Source organism: Rathayibacter sp. AY2B7 (assembly GCF_002931635.1).
GTDB lineage: Bacteria > Actinomycetota > Actinomycetes > Actinomycetales > Microbacteriaceae > Rathayibacter.
Map to the genome: position 1 here is coordinate 1 of NZ_PSUC01000006.1, position 18,786 is coordinate 18,786.

Consider the following 18,786-nt stretch of genomic DNA (forward strand, 5'->3'; position numbering starts at 1 on the left):
AACCCCGAAGAGAAGGAGAGTCAAGTTTGACCTCTAGCAAATAAGACATCTCTCCGACCCGAAAGCCGGAAGCTGACATCAATTTCCAAAGGAATCCCAGCCCGATCCGAAGATCAAGGCCGAGGTATAAAATTGGCATTGAACATAGTGCACGCTGTTGAGTTCTCAAGAATCGGACACACCCCGCCTCCACACCAGAACGGTGCTTCACAACGAGAGTGATCGAAGTTTGCTGTACGAGGGCGTGAGCCACTCGATTTGTCTTGCTTGCCGAGACCGGTTAGGCTTGCCAGAACTGAAGTCCCGGTCGCCTCCGTGGCAACTCGACTAACTTAGCACATCCGCAGGCCGTGTCAAGTCCGGCTTCTTCGTGGTGTTCGCTGCACGGTCGAGGACCGCACCGCTGCACCGGGCTCGGCCGTGAGGCCTTGCAACGAAGCCGGGACCGTGTCCCGTGGAGGCTTTGCATCTTACGCTCGCGATCCCGCAGTCTTCAAGAGACGAATCTCTAACAGGCCTGGGAGCGAGGGGATGGTCCCCGCTTGAGGTGGGCCAGCTGGTCTCGACGCTCTGCGCCTGACTCCCGCTTGCCGCTCCTTTGGGGTGACGAGGAGTTACATTACGTCGGGCCTCGGCCGAGCGGCAAATCGCCTGCGTCCCGGGCGTGTCGGGATTCAGGGGTCTTGCGTCGCTGAATGTCCGACTCGGTACCGGACACCGGACACCGGACACCGGACACCGGACACCGGACACCGGACACCGGACACCGGACACCGGACACCGGACACCGGACACCGGACACCGGCTACCGGACACCGGACACCGGACACCGGCTACCGGCTACCGGCTACCGGCTACCGGCTACCGGCTACCGGCTACCGGCTACCGGACACGGGACACCGAGCTGATGGGACCGCCGACGCCGTCATCGTCCGCGTCCGCTCGAGGAGAGCGGGCACGCGGTCAGCGGACGAAGGCCCCGGCGAAGCTCTTCTTGCCGCGACGGAGGACGGCGATCCCGTCGATCAACGGGAGCTCGCCGAGCGTGACGGTCTCGGACGGGAGGGCGGTGTTGTTCACCGAGAGCCCTCCCTGAGCGAGTGCCCGTCGCGCCTCCCCCGTGCTGGCGACGAGTCCGGTCTCGACGAACGCCTGCAGCGCCGGCGTCTCCGGTGTCGCCTCCATCGAGGGCACCGCCTCGAGCGCGCCACGGAGGATGACCGGGTCGATCCCCTCGAGCGAGCCCTTGCCGAAGAGCGCGGCCGAGGCGTCGATCACCGAACGCGTCGCCTCCGCTCCGTGCACCAGCGACGTGACCTCCCAGGCGAGCGCGCGCTGCGCCTCCCGGCGGAACGGCTCGTCGGCAGCGGCCTTCTCGAGGCGCTCGATCTCCGTGCGCGGCAGGAAGGTGAAGATCCGCAGGCGGTCGGCGACGTCACGGTCGTCCGTGTTGACCCAGAACTGGTAGAACGTGTACGGGCTGGTGAGCTCGGAGTCGAGCCAGACGGCGTTGCCCTCGCTCTTGCCGAACTTGGTGCCGTCGGAGTTCATCACCAGGGGTGTGCCGATCGCGTGGACCGACACGCCCTCCGTGCGGTGGATCAGGTCGGTCCCGCTCGTCAGGTTGCCCCACTGGTCGCTGCCGCCGGTCTGCAGGACGCACCCGTACTGCCGGTAGAGCTCCAGATAGTCGAGTCCCTGCAGGATCTGGTAGCTGAACTCGGTGTAGCTGATCCCCGCATCGGAGTTGAGGCGGGCGCTGACCGCGTCCTTCTTGAGCATCGTCCCCACGCGGAAGTGCTTCCCGATCTCCCGCAGGAAGTCGATCGCCGACAGCGGAGCGGTCCAGTCGAGGTTGTTGACCAGACGCAGCCCGTTGTCGCCGCCCGCGGGAACGAACCGGGACACCTGCGCCTGGAGGCGCTCGACCCACGCCGTCACCGTCTCGCGCGAGTTCAGCGTCCGCTCGGCCGTCGGACGCGGATCCCCGATCAGCCCGGTCGAGCCGCCGACGAGCCCGAGCGGCCGATGCCCGGCCAGCTGGAGCCGGCGCATGACGATCAGCTGCACCAGGTTCCCGAGGTGGAGGCTGGGCGCGGTCGGGTCGAACCCGCAGTAGTAGGTGATCGGCTCCCCCGACAGCAGCTCGCGCAGCGCTCCGGCGTCGGTCGACACGTGCACCGAGCCTCGCCAGACCAGCTCGTCCCACACGGAGTCGAAGGCGGGGTCGAGCTGCGGGCTCGTCGCGGACCCGGGGAGGTGCTGGTCGATCACCCGACCAGGCTACCGTGGCGGGAAGGAGCCGGTCTCCGCCGGTCAAGCGCACAGGCTTGATCTCGGGCGATCAAGTGCGGATACTTGATCGGGGAGGTCCGATGTTCGTCGTCACCGCGGATCAGCGCGACAGCAGGCACGACCACGACCGCGTGGACCAGGCGATCGCGAGCCTGATCGTCGACGATCGGGCGTCGTTCGTCCTGCCCCCGGAGCGGACGGCGGGCGACGAGTTCCAGTGCGTGCTCGACCGGGCCGATGCCGTCGTCGCGCTCGTGCTCGAGCTGCACCGGACCGGCCACTGGAGCATCGGCCTCGGGATCGGTCCCGTCGACCGGCCGCTCCCGGCGACCACGAGAGCGGCGACCGGCGAGGCGTACTTCGCGGCGCGCCGGGCGGTCGAGGCGGCCAAGGGCAGGCCGACGCGCTTCTCCCTCGATCCGGACGCACCGGGAACGGCGGCGCCGGCACCGGCGGACGTCCAGGCGCTGATCGATCCGCTCCTCCTGCTGCGCGACGCGCGCTCCGAGGCCGGCTGGCAGATCGTCGACCTGCTCGAGAGCGGCCTCTCCCAGAAGGATGCGGCCGAGCGCCTCGCCGTCAGCCCGCAGGCGGTCAGCCTCCGGGTCCGCGCGGCGAGTGCTCGAGTCGACGCTCCCGCCCGTGACGCGCTCGCGCGCCTGCTGACGGTGGTCGACCGTACGCTCGACCCCACCGACGAGAGGACACCCCGATGACGGCACCCCCCGGATCCCCCGCCCTGCTCCTCGCGTCCGCGCTGCAGTCCGCCTCGTGGACGGGCGTGGTGCTCGTGCTGCTCGCCGGACTCGCCGGTGCGGTGCTGGCCGTGCGCCTGCGCCGTCCGCAGCTCGCCTGGATCCCCCTCGCGGCGGCGGCCGCCGCCTTCCTCCTCACGGCGGTCGCCGGACCGTCCGCGCCCCCGATCCACTCCGTCCTGGTGGCGGTGCTGGCCTTCGCGCTGGCGGTCGCGGGCGGCGGGCCGGTCGTGCTGCTCACCCTCCGGCTCGCGACGGTCGACTCCCGCAGCGGCAGCCACGGCGGCATCATGGTCGCCGGATCCTCCCGCCCCGCCGCCGGGAGCGCGCCCTCGGCGATCGGCCAGCCGATCGAGGTGCTCCGCGGAGGGACGACGATCGGGGTCCTCGAGCGGATCGCGACGGCCGGCGCACTGATGAGCGGTCTCCCCGAGGGGATCGCGGTCGTGGTGGCGATCAAGGGCGTCGGCCGCTTCAGCGAGCTCGCCTCCCCGGAGGCGCGCGAGCGGTTCATCATCGGCACGCTGGCGAGCCTCGCCTGGTCGGCGGCTCTCGGCGTGCTCGCCCGGCTCTACCTCGCGGGCTGAGCTCCGGGCCGCCGCCGGGGCACTGCTCTCCGGTAGGGCGAGACGGTGGGGTCGCCCGGGATGCTGAAGCGCCACGCGAAGTCGTCCCCGCCGCCCGGGCCCGAGACGCCGGTGCGCGGGCCCGCCGCCACGGAGGACGGCCTCTCCCCCGGCAGCAGCTCGAACGCCGCCTCGAGCGGGTCGCCCGACTCGGTGAGACGGGCCTTCGCCAGCCGTGCGGGTCCGCGGGCCAGATCCCGGCTGCGAACGGGTCCGCGCCGGATCATCGCGAGATCCTCCCCCGATACGACCTCGCCGGCGCGCAGCAGCACCGCCGACGCCGTGCCCGCCGGGGAGCAGACGATGTTCACGCAGGTGTGCATCCCGTACGTGAAGTACGCGTACACGGACCCGGGCGGACCGAACATGGGAGCCGTCCGGAGTGTCGGTCCGCGGTGCGCATGCGAGCCCGGATCCTCACCGGTTCCGAGGTACGCCTCGACCTCGGTCAGCCGGACGCCGACCACGCCCTCCGGCGTGCGGTGCAGGAGGACGCGGCCGAGCAGCTCCGGTGCCACCTCGAGGGCCGAGCGCGCGAGGTCGGGGAGGTCGGCGCTCAGAAGAAGCTCTGGCCCGACACGAGGGTGATCACGATCACCGCGACGATGACGACTGCGGCGACGAGCACCAGAGTCCGCTGCTGCCAGGGGCGCAGCGGCGGACGGCCGTCGTCGCCCGGCGCTCCTCGAAGGGTCACGGGCGCTCCCCTCGGAGGGATCCGCGCACGACCCGGACGCGCTCGGTCAGCCGGGCGAGCTGCTCCGCGACGCGGTCGGGAGCCGTGCCGCCGACACCGTCCCGGCTCGCCACCGATCCCTCGATGCTGAGGACGGACCGCACGTCGGGCGTGAGCAGCGGCGACACCGAGGCGAGCGCGGCGTCGTCGAGATCCTCGAGCCCCCTCCCCTGCGACTCCGCCAGCTTGACCAGCTCGCCGGTGATCTCGTGGGCGTCCCGGAAGGGCACGTGCTTCTTCACGAGCCACTCGGCCACGTCGGTCGCGAGGGAGAAGCCCTGGGGCGCGAGCTCCGCCATCCGGTCGGTGTGGAAGGTGAGGGTCGCGATCATGCCGCTGAACGCGGGCAGCAGCACCTCGAGGGTCGTCACCGAGTCGAAGACCGGCTCCTTGTCCTCCTGCAGGTCGCGGTTGTAGGCGAGCGGCAGCGCCTTGAGGGTCGCGAGCAGCCCGGTGAGGTTGCCGATCAAGCGGCCGGACTTCCCCCGGGCGAGCTCGGCGATGTCGGGGTTCTTCTTCTGCGGCATGATCGAGGACCCGGTCGAGTAGCCGTCGTCGAGCGTGACGAAGGCGAACTCCCGCGTGTTCCAGAGGATGACCTCCTCCGCGATGCGCGAGACGTCGATCCCGATCATGGCGGTGACGAAAGCGAACTCGGCGACGAGGTCGCGGCTGGCCGTCCCGTCGATCGAGTTCGGCACGCTCGACGCGAAGCCGAGATCGCGGGCGACCGCCTCGGCGTCGAGGCCGAGGGTCGAGCCGGCGAGGGCGCCCGAGCCGTAGGGCGAGACGTCCGCCCGGACGGCCCAGTCCCGCAGGCGCTCCAGATCGCGCAGCAGCGCCCAGCCGTGGGCGAGCAGATGGTGCGCGAGGAGCACGGGCTGAGCGTGCTGGAGGTGGGTGCGCCCGGGCATGATCGCCGTCGGGTGCGCCGACGCCTGCGCGGCGAGGGCGTCGATGAGCTGCACCACCAGCTCCGAGACGAGCGCCGCGTGGTCGCGGAGGTACATCCGGACGAAGGTGGCGATCTGGTCGTTGCGCGAGCGCCCCGCGCGGAGCTTGCCGCCGAGCTCGGGACCGGCTTCGAGCATCAGGCCGCGCTCGAGGGCGCCGTGCACGTCCTCGTCCGACTCGTCGGCGGCGAAGCTCCCGTCGGCGACGGCAGCCTCGAGCCGGTCGAGGGCCGCGAGCATCGCGGTGAGCTCGGCGTCGTCGAGGTAGCCCGCTCCGGCGAGCGCCCGGGCGTGGGCGCGGGAGCCGGCGAGGTCGTAGGGGGCGAGCTGCCAGTCGAAGTGGGTCGACCTCGAGAGCGCGGCGAGCTCGGGCGAGGGGCCGCCGGCGAAGCGGCCGCCCCACAGGGCTCCGGCCTCGCCCGCGCGGGCGGAGGGTCGTTCCGTCATGGTTCTCCTCGGGTTCGGCTGTCGAGTCTACTGAGCGGCGTCGGCGGTGCCGGCGCGCTCCAGGAGCCACACGAGCAGGGCCTTCTGCGCGTGCAGGCGGTTCTCCGCCTCGTCCCAGATCACGCTCTGCGGGCCGTCGATCACGTCGGCGGTCACCTCGTAGCCGCGGTCCGCGGGCAGGCAGTGCAGGAACAGCGCGTCGGGAGCGGCAGCGGCCATCGTGGCGGCGTCGACCCGGTAGGCGCCGAAGGTCGCGACGCGCGCCGCCTTCTCGTCCTCCTTGCCCATCGACACCCACGTGTCCGTGATCACGATGTCGGAGCCGGCCGCGCCCTCGTCGGGGTCGGTCGTGGTGATCGCCGATCCGCCGGTGGTCGCGGCGATGCGCTGCGCATCGGCCAGGACCGCCGCGTCCGGCGAGTACGACTCCGGGGAGACGATGCGGACGTGCATGCCGGCCGTGGCCCCCGCCAGGAGGTACGAGTGCGCCATGTTGCTCGCTCCGTCGCCGAAGAACGTGAGCGTGAGTCCCGCGAGGTGACCGCGGTGCTCGCGGATGGTCAGCAGGTCGGCGAGGAGCTGGCACGGGTGGAACTCGTCCGAGAGCGCGTTGACGACCGGCACGCGCGTGCTGCGCGCCATCTCCTCCAGGCCCGACTGCGCGTAGGTGCGCCACACGATGGCGGCGACCTGGCGCTCCAGGACCCGCGCCGTGTCGGAGGCGGTCTCCTTGCCGCCGAGCTGGCTGCTCGCGGTCGAGATGATCAGGGGGCTGCCGCCGAGATCGGCGATGCCGACCGCGAAGGAGACGCGGGTGCGCGTGGAGGACTTGTCGAAGATCACGGCGACGGTCTGCGGCCCGGCGAGGGGCTTCCGGGAGAAGCGGTCGCGCTTGAGCTCGAGGGCGAGGTCGAGGATCTCGGCCTGCTCGGCGGGAGTGATGTCGTCGTCGCGGAGGAAGTGGCGGGTCACGGTGCTGGTCGCTTTCGGTGGAGGTACGGGGTCAGAGGGTCTGCAGTGCGCGGCCGAAGCGCTCGGCGAACTCGGCGACGTCGGCGGCGGTCACCACGAGCGGAGGCGCGAGCCGGACGCTCGAGTCGTTCGCCGCGTTCACGATCAGGCCGGCGTCGAGGCAGGCGGCGGCGAGCTCGGCGGCGACCGGCCGGGTCAGGGCGATGCCCAGGAGGAGGCCCGCGCCGCGGACCCCTCCGATCAGGGGCGAGTCGAGAGCGGTCAGCGCGTCGACGATCTGCGCCCCGCGCTCCCGCGCGTTGCCGAGAAGGTCGGCGCGCTCGATCTCGGCGAGCACGGCTCCGGCCACGGCGGTCGCGAGCGGATTGCCGCCGAACGTGCTGCCGTGGTGGCCCTTCTGCAGGAGGTCGGACGCCTCGCCGAAGGTCACCAGCGCTCCGACGGGGAAGCCTCCGCCGAGCCCCTTGGCCAGGGTGACGGCGTCGGGCAGGATCCCCGCCTCCTGGTAGGCGAACCAGCGTCCGGTCCGCCCGACCCCGGTCTGGATCTCGTCGACGATGAGCAGCGCGCCGTGCTCGCGGGTGAGCTCGCGCGCGCGCTCGAGGTAGCCGGCCGGCAGCGGGATGACGCCCGCCTCCCCCTGGATGGGCTCGACGATCAGCGCGGCGACGGACTCGTCGAGAGCCGCCTCGAGGGCCTCGATGCTCGCCTCGAGGTGCTCGACCCCTCCCGGCATCGGCTCGAACGGCGCGCGCATGGCCGCCTTGCCGGTCAGAGCGAGCGCGCCCATCGTCCGCCCGTGGAACGCGTTCTGCAGCGCCAGGACGCGGTGCCGGCCGCCGGCCGCGTTCAGCCGCGCCAGCTTGAAGGCCGCCTCGTTGGCCTCGGTGCCCGAGTTGGCGAAGTAGACGCGGCCCGTCTCCCCGGCCCCGGTGAGGCGGCGCAGGGTCTCGGCGAGCTCGATCTGCGGGGCGGTCGCGAAGTAGTTGGAGACGTGGGCGAGCGCACCGGCCTGGCGCGTCACGGCCTCGACGAACACGGGATGCGCATGGCCGAGCGAGTTGACCGCGATGCCGCCGAGGAAGTCGAGGTACTCCCGCCCGTCGACGTCCCAGACCCGGCAGCCCTCGCCGCGCTCGAGCACGGCGAGCGGCGGCGCGAAGGTCTGCATCATCGCGGCGGAGTAGCGGTCGCGCGCCGAGCCGGTGCGGGACGCGGTCGTGGGGGTGGACATGGTGGCCTTTCGATCGGAGCGGTCCGGCCGCGAGGGCCGACGGTGCGCGCGTCCCGGACGGGACGGGCGCTCGGAGCCGGGGCCGCTGAGGATCAGCGGCCCGACATTCGCTCCCGGTCGCGGGGGTCGAGCGAGGCGACGACCTCGGTGCCGATGCCCTCCGAGGTGAACACCTCGAGCAGGATCGAGTGCGGGATGCGGCCGTCGATGATGGCGGCCTTGGGCACTCCCCCGCGCACGGCGTCGAGGCAGGCGGTCATCTTGGGGATCATGCCCGATTCGAGCGAGGGCAGCAGAGCCGCGAGATCGTCCGAGCGGATGTGCGAGACGAGCGACTCGCGGTCGGGCCAGTCGGAGTAGAGGCCGGCCACGTCGGTGAGGACGACGAGCTTCTCGGCGCCGAGCGCGACGGCCAGCGCGGCGGCGGCGGCGTCGGCGTTGACGTTCAGCGACTGCGTGGGGTCGTCCGAGTCGGGGGCGATCGAGGACACGACCGGGATCCGGCCGGCCTCGAGCTGAGCGAGGACGGCGGCGGGGTCCACGGCGATCACGTCTCCGACGAGTCCGAGGTCGTGCTCCTCGCCGTCGATCACGACACCGCGGCGGCGGCCGACGAAGAGGCCCGCGTCCTCACCGGAGATGCCGGCGGCGAGGGGGCCGTGCTCGTTGATCCGGCGGACGATGTCGCGGCTGATGCTGCCGGTGAGCACCATCCGCACCACCTCCATCGCCTCGGGGCTCGTGACCCGGTAGCCGCCCCGGAACTCGCTCTCGATCCCGAGCCGGTCGAGCATCCGCGAGATCTGGGGCCCGCCGCCGTGGACGACCACGGGGCGGATCCCGGCGTAGCGCAGGTAGACCATGTCCTGGGCGAAGGAGCGCTGCAGCTCCTCCGACACCATCGCGTTGCCGCCGAACTTGATCACCATCGTGCGCCCGTGGAAGCTCTGCAGCCAGGGCAGCGACTCGATGAGCGTCGCGGCCTTCCCGGGCGCGGCGTCGCGCTCGGCGCGGCTCTCGGCCGACAGGGTGGTGTCGTCGCTCATGGCCGCCTCAGCTCGAGTACGCGGAGTTCTCGTGCACGTAGTCGTGCGTGAGGTCGTTGGTCCAGATCGTGGCCGTCGCGTCGCCGGCGTGCAGGTCGATGTCGACGGCGACCTCCCGAGGGGCGAGGTCGACGAGGTCGCGGCTCTCGTGCGGCTCGCCCGCGAGGCAGACCTGCACCCCGTTCATCGCGACGTCGATGCCGTACGGGTCGAACTGCGCATCGGTCGTGCCCACGGCGGCGAGGACGCGGCCCCAGTTGGGATCCTTGCCGAAGATCGCGGCCTTGAACAGGTTGCTGCGGGAGACGGCGCGGGCGACGACCACGGCCTCGTCCTCGGTCGCGGCGTTCAGCACGCGGATCGCGACGTCGTGGGCGGCGCCCTCCGCGTCGGCCTGCAGCTGCAGGGTGAGGTCGCGGCAGACCGCGGTCAGGGCCGCGGTGAACTCGTCGGCGTCGGCCTCGACGCCGCTGGCGCCGCTCGCGAGCAGTGCGACGGTGTCGTTCGTCGACATGCAGCCGTCCGAGTCGAGGCGGTCGAAGGTGACGCGGGTCGCGGCACGCAGGGCGGTGTCGAGAGCGGCGGACTCGAGGGCCGCGTCGGTCGTGATCACGACCAGCATCGTCGCCAGACCCGGCGCGAGCATCCCCGCGCCCTTGGCCATGCCGCCGATGATCCAGCCCTGCTCGGATCGGACCACCGCCTGCTTCGGGACCGTGTCGGTGGTCATGATCGCGCGGGCGGCCGCCTCGCCCGCCTCGAGTCCCCCGGCGAGCTCGGCGGAGGCGCCGGTCACGCCGGCGGTGAGCTTCGCGAGATCGAGCTGGTCGCCGATCAGCCCGGTGGAGCACACCAGCACGTCGCCGGCGGACACCTCGAGGCTCTCGCCCACGAGCTCCGCGGTGCGGTGGGTGACCTGGAAGCCCTGAGCACCCGTGTAGCAGTTGGCGCCGCCGGAGTTGAGGACGATCGCCGAGACGACGCCGTCGCCGATCACCTGCTCGCTCCAGAGGACGGGGTTCGCCTTGCAGCGGTTGCTCGTGAAGACCGCAGCGGCGCTCTGCATCGGGCCGAGGTTCTGCACGAGCGCGACGTCGCGCGCTCCCGTCGACTTCAGCCCGGCGACGACTCCGGCCGCCCGGAACCCTGCTGCTGCGGTGACGCTCACGGCGCGACTCCGTTCACGCTCAGGCCGAGGGACTCCGGGAGTCCCAGGGCGATGTTGGTGGACTGGACGGCCGCGCCCGCGGTGCCCTTCACCAGGTTGTCGATGGCCGAGACGACCACGACCCGGCGGGCCCGCTCGTCCACGGCGAGTCCGATCAGAGCGGTGTTCGCCCCCACCACGTCGGCCGTCCGGGGGAAGGAGCCCTCCGGCAGCAGCTGGACGAAGGTCTCGTCGCCGTAGGCGGTCTCCCATGCGGCGCGCACGTCCTGCGCGGAGACGCCGGGGGCGAGGCGCGCGGTCGAGGTCGCCAGGATGCCCCGGGACATCGGCACGAGGACCGGCGTGAACGAGATCGAGACGGGTCCCGCTCCGGCGAGCAGGAGGTTCTGCCGGATCTCGGGATTGTGGCGGTGCGCTCCGCCGAGGCCGTAGGCGTGCGCGGAGCCGAGGAGCTCGCTGGCGAGGAGGTCGGTCCGCAGGCTCTTGCCCGCACCCGAGGGGCCGACGGCGAGGACCGCGACGAGGTCCGACGACTCGATCACACCGGCGTGCAGGCCGGGGGCCAGGCCGAGCGTGATCGCCGTGACGTTGCAGCCGGGGACGGCGATGCGCCGCACTCCGGCGAGCGCCTCGCGCTGCTTGCGTCCGCCGCCGCCGATCAGCAGCTCCGGGAGCCCGTAGGGCCAGGCCCCGGCGAAGTCGCCCCCGTAGAAGTCGGCCCAGTCCTGCGGGTCGGTCAAGCGGTGGTCGGCGCCGCAGTCGACGACGAGGACGTCCTCGGGAAGGGTCGCGGTGATCTCGCCCGACTTCCCGTGCGGGAGGGCGAGGAAGACGACGTCGTGCCCGGCGAGGTTCCCGGTCGTCGTGTCGACGAGGACGAGGTCGCGGAGCGAGCGGAGGTGCGGGTGCACGGCGATGAGGGGCTGACCCGCGTTGGCGTGCGCCGTCACCGTGCGCACCTCGAACTCGGGGTGGTCGGCGAGCAGTCGCAGCAGCTCGCCGCCCGCGTAGCCGCTCGCACCGGCCACCGCCACGGAGAAAGTCATGCCCGAGAGCCTAGCCGGTGCGGGTGCGGGGCCCCGCCCGGCCGAGCCGGACGGGACCCCCGGCCTCATTCGCGGAGTCGGGCGCCGAAGCGCTCCGCCGACACGGCCACGCCGTTCTCCTTCGCGGCCGTCGCCTCGGCCGCGGTGAGCGTGCGGTCCGGTGCGCGGAAGCGCAGCGCGAAGGTCAGCGACTTCGTCCCCTCGGAGAGCCCGGTGCCGCGGTAGTCGTCGACCAGGCGGATCGCCTCGAGCAGCTCGCCCGCCCCCTCGGCGACGGCGGCACGCACGTCGGCTGCCGCAGTGCCGACCGGCACGACGAGCGAGAGGTCCTGGGTCGCGGCGGGCAGCGCGCCCACCGGACGTGCCACGACGACCCTCCCGGCCCGCGCGAGCAGCGGCTCCAGGTCGAGCTCGACCACGGCGACGCGGCGCGGGAGGTCGAGCTCCTCGGCGAGCGCCGGGAGCAGCTCCCCCGCGTGCCCGATGACCGCGCCGTCGAGCACGACCTCGGCGGTGCGGCCCGGGTGCAGCGCGGCGTGGGCCCCCTGGCGCAGCACCAGCTCGGTGCCGGTCGCCGCGGAGACCTCGCGGACCACGTCGAGGGCGTCGCGCCAGTCGACGTCACGCCCGGCGACACCGGGCTGGCGCACGACGGCGGCACCCGTGAGCAGCGCCGCGAGGTGCCGCGGCTGCGGCGGGATGCCCGCGTTCAGCTCGGCCTCGACCTGCGCGGACGGACGCGCCCCGCCCGCGGGGAGCGCCCCGGAGCCGAACGGGCGGCCAGCGGCCGGGAGGAAGACGGAGCCGAGCTCGTAGACCGCGAGATCCGTCAGGCCGCGCGAGCGGTTGCGGGCCGCGACCTGCACGAGACCCGGCAGCAGAGAGATCCGCAGCTGGCCCGCCGTCGCGTCGAGCGGGTTGGCGAGCGTGATCTGCTCCTGCGGCTCCCCGTCGACCGAGCCGAGCCGGTCGTTGATCGAGCGCGAGAGGAACGGGTACGAGAGCACCTCGGTCAGACCCGCGGCGGCGAGCGCCTGGGCGAGGGTGCGGCGGAGCCGCTGGCCCGGGGTCAGACCGCGGCCGGGAGGCGCGACGGGCAGGATCGCCGGGATGCGGTCGTACCCGGTGATGCGGGCGACCTCCTCCGCGAGCGAGGCGCGGTCGACGAGGTCGGGGCGCCAGCTCGGCGGAGTCACCAGCAGGCCCGCTCCGCCGGCCTCGACGGAGGCGCCGATCTCGACGAGCGCGCCGCGGATCTCCTCCGGGGTGTACTCCACGCCGATGAGGCCTGCGACGTAGCCGTCCGGCAGCTCGACCGGCTCCGCCGTGCGCGGGTCGGCCAGGACCGAGCCGAGCTCGTCCGCCGTGCCGCCGGCGAGCTCCACGAGCAGCTGCACCGCGCGGGCCGCGGCGACCGAGGCCACCTCGGGGTCGACGCCGCGCTCGAAGCGCCGCGACGCCTCGCTCGGCAGCTTGTGCCGGCGAGCCGTCCGGGCGATCGAGACCGGGTCGAAGTTCGCCGCCTCGAGCAGGACGTCGGACGTGGCGTCCGAGATCTCGGTGCGCGCGCCCCCCATCACTCCGGCGAGGCCGATCGTCCCGCCGTCGTCGGCGATGACGAGGTCCTCCGCGTGCAGGCGCCGGGTCTGTCCGTCGAGCGTCTCGAGGGTCTCCCCCGGTGCGGCGCGGCGCACCACGATGCCTCCCTGCAGGGTCGCCAGGTCGTAGCCGTGCAGCGGCTGGCCCAGCTCGAACATCACGTAGTTGGTGATGTCCACGACGAGCGAGATCGAGCGGACGCCGGCCAGGCGCAGTCGCGCGAGCATCCACGGCGGCGTCGGTCGCGAGACGTCGACGCCCCGGACGACGCGCGTGACGAACACGGAGGCGCCGACACGGCCGCGGATCGGCGCCTCGTCGGCCACGGACACGGGGAAGACGGGCGCCGTCTCCGTGCGCCGGTGCGGAGGGAGCGCCCGAGCGGGGTCGCGGAAGGCGGCTCCGGTGGCGTGGGCGTACTCGCGGGCGATGCCGCGGATCGAGAAGGCGTAGCCGCGGTCGGGCGTCACGTTGACCTCGACCGCGGCGTCGTCGAGACCGAGGAGCGCGACGGCGTCCGTGCCCGGCTCCGGATCGAGCCCGAGCGAGGCGAGGCGGAGGATGCCGTCGTGGTCGTCCCCGAGGCCGAGCTCGCGGCTCGAGGCGATCATCCCGTCGGACACGTGCCCGTAGGTCTTCCGCGCGGAGATCGGGAACGGCCCGGGCAGGACCGCGCCCGGCAGGGACACGACGACCTTGTCGCCGGCCGCGAAGTTGTGGGCTCCGCAGACGATGCCGCGGACGTCCTCTCCGCCGTCGGCGGCCCGCCCGCCCTCCGGTGCCACGCGGACGTGGCACCAGTTGATGGTCTTGCCGTTCTTCTGCGGCTCCGGAGCGAGGTCGAGCACCTCGCCGACGACGACGGGGCCGGTCACCTCGAAGCGGTGGACGTCCTCCTCCTCCAGGCCGACCGACACCAAAGCCGCGTGCACGGACTCCGTCGTGACGTCCTGCTCGAGGTCGACGTACTCCCCCAGCCAGCTCAGCGGGATGCGCATCAGATCACCATCCCGTACTGCTCGCTGAAGCGGACGTCGCCTTCGACCATGTCGCGCATGTCCTTCACGTCGTTGCGGAACATCAGGGTCCGCTCGATCCCCATGCCGAAGGCGAACCCGGAGTACTCCTCCGGGTCGATCCCGGCCGCGCGCAGCACGTTCGGGTTGACCATGCCGCAGCCGCCCCACTCGATCCAGCGGGCACCGCCGACGAAGGTCGGGTGCCAGACGTCCAGCTCGGCGCTGGGCTCGGTGAAGGGGAAGTAGTTCGGGCGCAGGCGGATGCGCGCGTCGTCGCCGAAGAGGATCCGCGCGACGTGCTCGAGGGTGCCCCGCAGGTGCGCCATGGTCAGGCCGCGGTCGACGGCGAGACCCTCGAACTGCGTGAACACGGGCGTGTGCGTCGCGTCGAGCTCGTCGGTGCGGTAGACCCGGCCGGGAGCGATCACGTAGAGCGGCAGCGGGCGCTCGAGCATCGAGCGGATCTGCACCGGCGAGGTGTGCGTGCGCAGCACCAGGTGCGAGTCGACGGGGTCGACGAAGAAGGTGTCCTGCATGGCGCGGGCCGGGTGGTCCTCGTCGAAGTTCAGGGCGTCGAAGTTGAACCACTCGTTCTCGAGCTCCGGCCCCTCCGCGATCTCCCAGCCCATCCCGACGAACACGTCGGCGATCGACTCCTGGAGCAGAGAGAGGGGGTGGCGGGCGCCGCGGCGCACGAAGCTGGCACCGGCGGTGACGTCCACGCGCTCGGCCTCGAGGGCGGCCGCGTCCTCGGCCTCGACGAGCCCGGCCTCGCGGGCGGCGTAGGCGTCGCCCACCTGCTTGCGGGCACCGCCGACGAGCTTGCCGGACGCCGCCTTGTGCTCGGGCGGGACGGAGCGCATCTGCGCGTTGAGTCGGGCGAGGGCGGACCCCTCGCCGAGGTGGGCGGCTCGGGCGGACTTCAGAGCGGCGGAGTCGCCCGCCGCGCCGATGGCGGCGAGGGCGTCGGCGACCGCCGCGGAGACGGCCTCATCGGTGATCGGGTTGCTGTCTGACACGATCCCCCAGTGTAGGCGAGGGCCTCCGCCCCCTCCCGCCGCCCGCGCGCGGTGCTCGTCGCGCTCGCCCGCGGCCAGGCCACCGTCTGCGCCGACGGCCCTCGAAGCCTCGCCGCCGGTGCTGCTCGACCAGCAGGGGCGGGTTCTCGCTACGCCGGGGTCGGAGGCTGCTCGACCGGCAGGAGGCGGGGCGCCGCCGGACGGGAAGACGCCCGGATCGATCGCGACTCCCCGATCACCACCGCCTCCGCGTCGACGACGCCGGAGCGGAGCACCACCGCTCGATGCGCTGAGCGATCGCCGGACCCTCGAGGCGAACAGGAGAATCGCGTGTCAGCGATTCTCCGTAGCCGGACGCAGGACGCTCTGCGGAACCCGACCCCGTCAGGAAGCCGACCGCGGTGAGGATCGCCCTCGGGCGATCCTCACAGTTCAGTCCTGCACAGCGATCAGCTGCGTGTCCGTCTGCGCGCGGGCTGCTGGGTGGCCGCCGATGGTGCGGCCGCCGCGTCCGCCGCTCTTCGTGCGGATCTCGATCCACTTCGCCAGCCCCGAGAGGAGGAGGCAGATGCCGATGTAGATCGCTCCGATGACGATCGCCGCCGGGATGATCGGGCTGTCGAGGCTCGACTGGTTGCCCAGGTAGCGCGCGTAGTACAGCAGCTCGTTGTAGGTGATGATCGAGCCGAGCGCCGTGTCCTTGAGGGCGACGACGAGCTGGGCGATGATCACGGGCAGCATCGAGCGGATCGCCTGGGGGAACAGGATGAGCCGCATCACGCCGGACTTGCGCAGGCCGATCGCGTAGCCCGCCTCCTTCTGTCCTCGCGGGAGGGCTTCGATGCCGGCGCGGAAGATCTCGGAGAAGACGGAGCCGTTGTAGAGGGTCAGGGCGATGACGACGGCGAGGTAGGGGCTGAGCTTGAGGCCCGCGAACGGCAGGCCGTAGTACATCAGCATCATCAGGATCAGGACGGGGATCGCCCGGAACAGCTCGATGAAGAGCGTGACGGGGACGTTGATCCAGCGCCGGTCCGAGAGCCGGCCGATCGCCAGGAGGAGGCCGAGGACGAGGCTGGCGACGCCCGCCGTGGCGAAGGCCGCGAGCGTGCGGCCGAGGGCGCCGCCGATGCTCTGCCAGACCAGCGGGTAGCCGAACGCGCGCCACTTGGAGGCGTCGAACTGGCCGGACTCCGCGAAGCGCCAGACCACGAAGCCGAGGAACGCCGCGATCAGCAGGACGACGACGACGCCGATGACGCGGTTGCGCACGACGGCCCGGGGGCCGGGGTTGTCGAAGAGGACGGAGCTCATCGGGCGACCCTCCACTTCTTCTCGAGCTGACGTTGGACGAGCGAGAGCAGGGTGACCAGGACCACGAAGACCAGGGCCACCCAGAGGACGACGATGAGGCTGTTCTCGCCGCGCTCGTTGAGCACGCGGACGATGGTGCCCGCCTCCGCGACCGAGAAGCCGGCGGCGACGGTGGTGTTCTTCAGCAGCGCGATCAGGACGCTCATGAGCGGCGGGATCACGGAGCGGAAGGCCTGGGGCAGGACGACCTGCGTCATCGTGAGGCCGAAGTCGAGGCCGATCGCACGGGCCGCCTCGGCCTGGCCGATCGGCACGGTGTTGATGCCCGACCGCAGCACCTCCGCGACGTAGGTCGCGGTGTAGAGGCTGAGGGCGCAGATCGCCAGGTTCGTGTAGTCCACCTGCGGCAGGTCGAGCTTGGGGTAGCCGAAGGCGAAGAAGAACATCACCAGCGTGAGCGGGGTGTTCCGGATGGTGTTCACGTACACCGTGCCGACCGCGCGGGCGATCGGGACGGGCGAGACGCGCATCGCACCGACCACCGTGCCGATCAGCAGGGCGAACACGAGCGAGACGCTGAAGAGGATCAGGGTGTTGCCGAAGGCCGGGACGTAGACGTCGAGGTTGTTCAACAGGACATCCATGCGGCTGGCCCTTCTGTCGGAGCGGTGGTGGTGGTCGAGGAGAGGGGACCCCCGGGCGGCGGTCGGGCCGCCCGGGGCGCCTCCTAGTAGTCGTTCACCGCCGGCTGGGTGACGGTCGTGCCGGACTGGCCGAGCGTCTCGTCGTAGATGGCGCTCCAGGTCTCGCCGCCGTCGGTCAGCATGCCGTTGACGAAGTGTCGCAGGGCGTCGTCGTCCTTCGGCAGGCCGATGCCGTACAGCTCGGTGCTGAAGGGCTCGCCGACGACCTTGAGCTCGTCGGGCTTCTGAGCGGCGTAGCCGATCAGGATCGCGCCGTCGGTGGTGACGGCGTCGACGGTGCCGTCGGAGAGGGCGTCCACGCACTGCGAGTACGTGTCGAACTCCTCGGTCTTCACCTCGGGGTAGTTGGTGCGGATGTTCTGGATCGGGGTGGAGCCGGTGGCCGAGCACACGGTGGTGTCGGCGGTGAGGTCGTCCGGCCCGGTGATCGTGTCGTTGTCGGCCGCGACGAGCAGCTGCTGGCCGGTCTCGAAGTAGGGTCCGGCGAAGCCGACCTGCTCCTTGCGCTTGTCGGTGATCGAGTAGGTGCCGACGTAGTAGTCGATGTCGCCGTTCACGATCGACGCCTCGCGGTTGGCCGACGGGATCGCCTTGAACTCGATGGCGTCGGCCGCGAAGCCGAGCGAGGCGGCGGTCCACTTCGCGATCTCGATGTCGAACCCGGAGCGCTCGCCGGTCGCCGCGTCGAGGTAGCCCAGCCCGGGCTGGTCCTCCTTGACGCCGATGACGACCTTGCCGTCCGCGGTCATCGCGTCGAAGGTCGGGCTGCCCTCGAGAGTGACGTCGGAGGCGACCTCGTACGCGGAGGTCCCTCCCTCGGAGCCTCCACCGGCGCCGCCGACGGCGGTTCCGGAGTCGCCGGAGCAGCCGGCGAGGGCGAGGGTCGCTGCTGCGAGTCCCGCGGTCATGAACATGAGCCTGGTGCGCATGATCGTCCTTCCTGGGGTTCGGCCCGCCGGAGCGGGCGATGTCGGGTCGGCTCCCGGGTCACGGGTCCGACCTGCCTGGTGGCTGCTGATCGCGCTTCTAGTGCGTGATGAGCTTGGAGAGGAAGTCCTTGGCCCGGTCGGTGCGGGGCGCGGTGAAGAACGACTCCGGGTCGGTGTCCTCGAGGATCTCGCCGTCGGCCATGAACACGACGCGGTCGGCGGCCTTCCGGGCGAATCCCATCTCGTGGGTGACGACGATCATCGTCATCCCGTCCTTGGCGAGCCCGACCATCACGTCCAGGACCTCGTTGATCATCTCGGGGTCGAGCGCCGAGGTCGGCTCGTCGAAGAGCATCACCTTGGGCTTCATCGCCAGCGCCCGCGCGATCGCGACGCGCTGCTGCTGCCCGCCGGAGAGCTGGGCCGGGGTCTTGGCGGCCTGGTGGCCGACGCCGACCCGGTCGAGCAGCGCCGTGGCCTGGGCCTCCGCGTCCTTGCGGGAGAGCCCGCGGACCTTGATCGGGCCGAGGGTGACGTTCTCGAGGATCGTCTTGTGCGCGAAGAGGTTGAACGACTGGAAGACCATCCCGACGTCGGCGCGGAGCGCGGCGAGGCCCTTGCCCTCCTCCGGGAGCTTCTGCCCGTCGATGGTGATGGTGCCGCCCGAGATCGTCTCGAGCCGGTTGACCGTGCGGCAGAGCGTCGACTTGCCGGATCCGGAGGGGCCGAGGACCACGACGACCTCGCCCCGGTGCACCGTCAGATCAATGTCCTTCAGAGCCTGGAAGTCGCCGTAGTGCTTCTGCACCCCGGAGAGGACGACGAGGGGTTCACCGGCGGGAGCGGCGGCGCGCTCGTCTTGCGGGGCTGTGACCATGCCGTCAGAGAAGCACACGGGGATGGGCCGGTCAAATCATGAGGGAA

The 18,786-nt window shown here is 71.9% G+C and carries 17 protein-coding genes; 2 read left to right on the forward strand and 15 right to left on the reverse strand.

Annotated features, from left to right (window positions below):
* Positions 1-963: 963 nt before the first annotated feature.
* Positions 964-2,274 carry a tyrosine--tRNA ligase gene (tyrS, locus tag C5C27_RS02125; protein WP_104313456.1) on the reverse strand — a complete coding sequence of 437 codons (1,311 nt, stop codon included), beginning with the start codon at positions 2,272-2,274 and terminating at the stop codon, positions 964-966.
* Positions 2,275-2,375: 101 nt separating this feature from the next.
* On the opposite strand from tyrS, the gene C5C27_RS02130 reads away from it, so the two are divergent.
* Together C5C27_RS02130 and C5C27_RS02135 are read left to right on the forward strand one after the other, a co-directional pair.
* Positions 2,376-3,011, forward strand: coding sequence for a DNA-binding protein (locus C5C27_RS02130; RefSeq protein ID WP_104313458.1), 636 nt, complete (start codon positions 2,376-2,378; stop codon positions 3,009-3,011).
* Entirely contained in the window at positions 3,008-3,637 is a 630-nt protein-coding gene (locus C5C27_RS02135) for a hypothetical protein (RefSeq protein ID WP_104238647.1), read from the forward strand. Before C5C27_RS02130 ends, C5C27_RS02135 begins: the two co-directional genes overlap by 4 nt.
* Here C5C27_RS02135 and C5C27_RS02140 read toward each other — a convergent pair.
* The 14 genes from C5C27_RS02140 to C5C27_RS02200 form a co-directional block, all read right to left on the reverse strand.
* Positions 3,622-4,236 (reverse strand): DNA-3-methyladenine glycosylase, encoded by a 615-nt coding sequence (locus C5C27_RS02140; RefSeq protein ID WP_104313460.1) that lies wholly within the window; start codon positions 4,234-4,236, stop codon positions 3,622-3,624. The two genes, C5C27_RS02135 and C5C27_RS02140, sit on opposite strands and share 16 nt — an antisense overlap.
* On the reverse strand, positions 4,233-4,373 hold the full coding sequence (locus tag C5C27_RS17840) for a hypothetical protein (protein ID WP_160034127.1): 141 nt from the start codon (positions 4,371-4,373) through the stop codon (positions 4,233-4,235). Before C5C27_RS17840 ends, C5C27_RS02140 begins: the two co-directional genes overlap by 4 nt.
* Positions 4,370-5,812, reverse strand: a complete 1,443-nt coding sequence (argH, locus tag C5C27_RS02145) for an argininosuccinate lyase (protein WP_104250193.1) — start codon at positions 5,810-5,812, stop codon at positions 4,370-4,372. The genes C5C27_RS17840 and argH overlap by 4 nt, the downstream gene beginning before the upstream one ends.
* Positions 5,813-5,839: 27 nt before the next feature.
* On the reverse strand, positions 5,840-6,784 hold the full coding sequence (argF, locus tag C5C27_RS02150) for an ornithine carbamoyltransferase (RefSeq protein WP_104238645.1): 945 nt from the start codon (positions 6,782-6,784) through the stop codon (positions 5,840-5,842).
* Between the two features lie 31 nt (positions 6,785-6,815).
* Positions 6,816-8,018, reverse strand: coding sequence for an acetylornithine transaminase (locus C5C27_RS02155; RefSeq protein WP_104313462.1), 1,203 nt, complete (start codon positions 8,016-8,018; stop codon positions 6,816-6,818).
* Positions 8,019-8,110: 92 nt separating this feature from the next.
* A complete protein-coding gene (argB, locus tag C5C27_RS02160; RefSeq protein ID WP_104224497.1) occupies positions 8,111-9,064 on the reverse strand; it encodes an acetylglutamate kinase in 954 nt (317 codons plus the stop codon).
* Positions 9,065-9,071: 7 nt separating this feature from the next.
* Positions 9,072-10,232 carry a bifunctional glutamate N-acetyltransferase/amino-acid acetyltransferase ArgJ gene (argJ, locus tag C5C27_RS02165; protein WP_104313464.1) on the reverse strand — a complete coding sequence of 387 codons (1,161 nt, stop codon included), beginning with the start codon at positions 10,230-10,232 and terminating at the stop codon, positions 9,072-9,074.
* Positions 10,229-11,278 (reverse strand): N-acetyl-gamma-glutamyl-phosphate reductase, encoded by a 1,050-nt coding sequence (gene argC, locus C5C27_RS02170; RefSeq protein ID WP_104226315.1) that lies wholly within the window; start codon positions 11,276-11,278, stop codon positions 10,229-10,231. Before argC ends, argJ begins: the two co-directional genes overlap by 4 nt.
* Positions 11,279-11,343: 65 nt before the next feature.
* Positions 11,344-13,875, reverse strand: a complete 2,532-nt coding sequence (pheT, locus tag C5C27_RS02175; RefSeq protein WP_104313466.1) for a phenylalanine--tRNA ligase subunit beta — start codon at positions 13,873-13,875, stop codon at positions 11,344-11,346.
* A complete protein-coding gene (gene pheS / locus C5C27_RS02180) occupies positions 13,875-14,915 on the reverse strand; it encodes a phenylalanine--tRNA ligase subunit alpha (RefSeq protein WP_104238640.1) in 1,041 nt (346 codons plus the stop codon). Before pheS ends, pheT begins: the two co-directional genes overlap by 1 nt.
* A gap of 432 nt (positions 14,916-15,347) precedes the next feature.
* Positions 15,348-16,229: an amino acid ABC transporter permease gene (locus C5C27_RS02185; protein WP_104224492.1), complete on the reverse strand. Its 882-nt coding sequence runs from the start codon at positions 16,227-16,229 to the stop codon at positions 15,348-15,350.
* Positions 16,226-16,873, reverse strand: a complete 648-nt coding sequence (locus C5C27_RS02190) for an amino acid ABC transporter permease (RefSeq protein WP_104224491.1) — start codon at positions 16,871-16,873, stop codon at positions 16,226-16,228. Before C5C27_RS02190 ends, C5C27_RS02185 begins: the two co-directional genes overlap by 4 nt.
* Before the next feature lie 83 nt (positions 16,874-16,956).
* Complete coding sequence (locus C5C27_RS02195) at positions 16,957-17,862, reverse strand: glutamate ABC transporter substrate-binding protein (protein ID WP_181133420.1); 906 nt, start codon at positions 17,860-17,862, stop codon at positions 16,957-16,959.
* A 97-nt stretch (positions 17,863-17,959) separates the two neighbouring features.
* Complete coding sequence (locus tag C5C27_RS02200; RefSeq protein ID WP_104224489.1) at positions 17,960-18,739, reverse strand: amino acid ABC transporter ATP-binding protein; 780 nt, start codon at positions 18,737-18,739, stop codon at positions 17,960-17,962.
* Positions 18,740-18,786: the final 47 nt, after the last annotated feature.

Coding starts and splice junctions, on each gene's coding strand:
- C5C27_RS02130 (WP_104313458.1), top strand. CDS start 2,376: ATGTTCGTCGTCACCGCGGATCAGCGCGACAGCAGGCACGACCACGAC.
- C5C27_RS02135 (WP_104238647.1), top strand. CDS start 3,008: ATGACGGCACCCCCCGGATCCCCCGCCCTGCTCCTCGCGTCCGCGCTG.
- argH (WP_104250193.1), bottom strand. CDS start 5,812: ATGACGGAACGACCCTCCGCCCGCGCGGGCGAGGCCGGAGCCCTGTGG.
- C5C27_RS02155 (WP_104313462.1), bottom strand. CDS start 8,018: ATGTCCACCCCCACGACCGCGTCCCGCACCGGCTCGGCGCGCGACCGC.
- argB (WP_104224497.1), bottom strand. CDS start 9,064: ATGAGCGACGACACCACCCTGTCGGCCGAGAGCCGCGCCGAGCGCGAC.
- argC (WP_104226315.1), bottom strand. CDS start 11,278: ATGACTTTCTCCGTGGCGGTGGCCGGTGCGAGCGGCTACGCGGGCGGC.
- pheT (WP_104313466.1), bottom strand. CDS start 13,875: ATGCGCATCCCGCTGAGCTGGCTGGGGGAGTACGTCGACCTCGAGCAG.
- C5C27_RS02185 (WP_104224492.1), bottom strand. CDS start 16,229: ATGAGCTCCGTCCTCTTCGACAACCCCGGCCCCCGGGCCGTCGTGCGC.
- C5C27_RS02190 (WP_104224491.1), bottom strand. CDS start 16,873: ATGGATGTCCTGTTGAACAACCTCGACGTCTACGTCCCGGCCTTCGGC.
- C5C27_RS02195 (WP_181133420.1), bottom strand. CDS start 17,862: ATGCGCACCAGGCTCATGTTCATGACCGCGGGACTCGCAGCAGCGACC.
- C5C27_RS02200 (WP_104224489.1), bottom strand. CDS start 18,739: ATGGTCACAGCCCCGCAAGACGAGCGCGCCGCCGCTCCCGCCGGTGAA.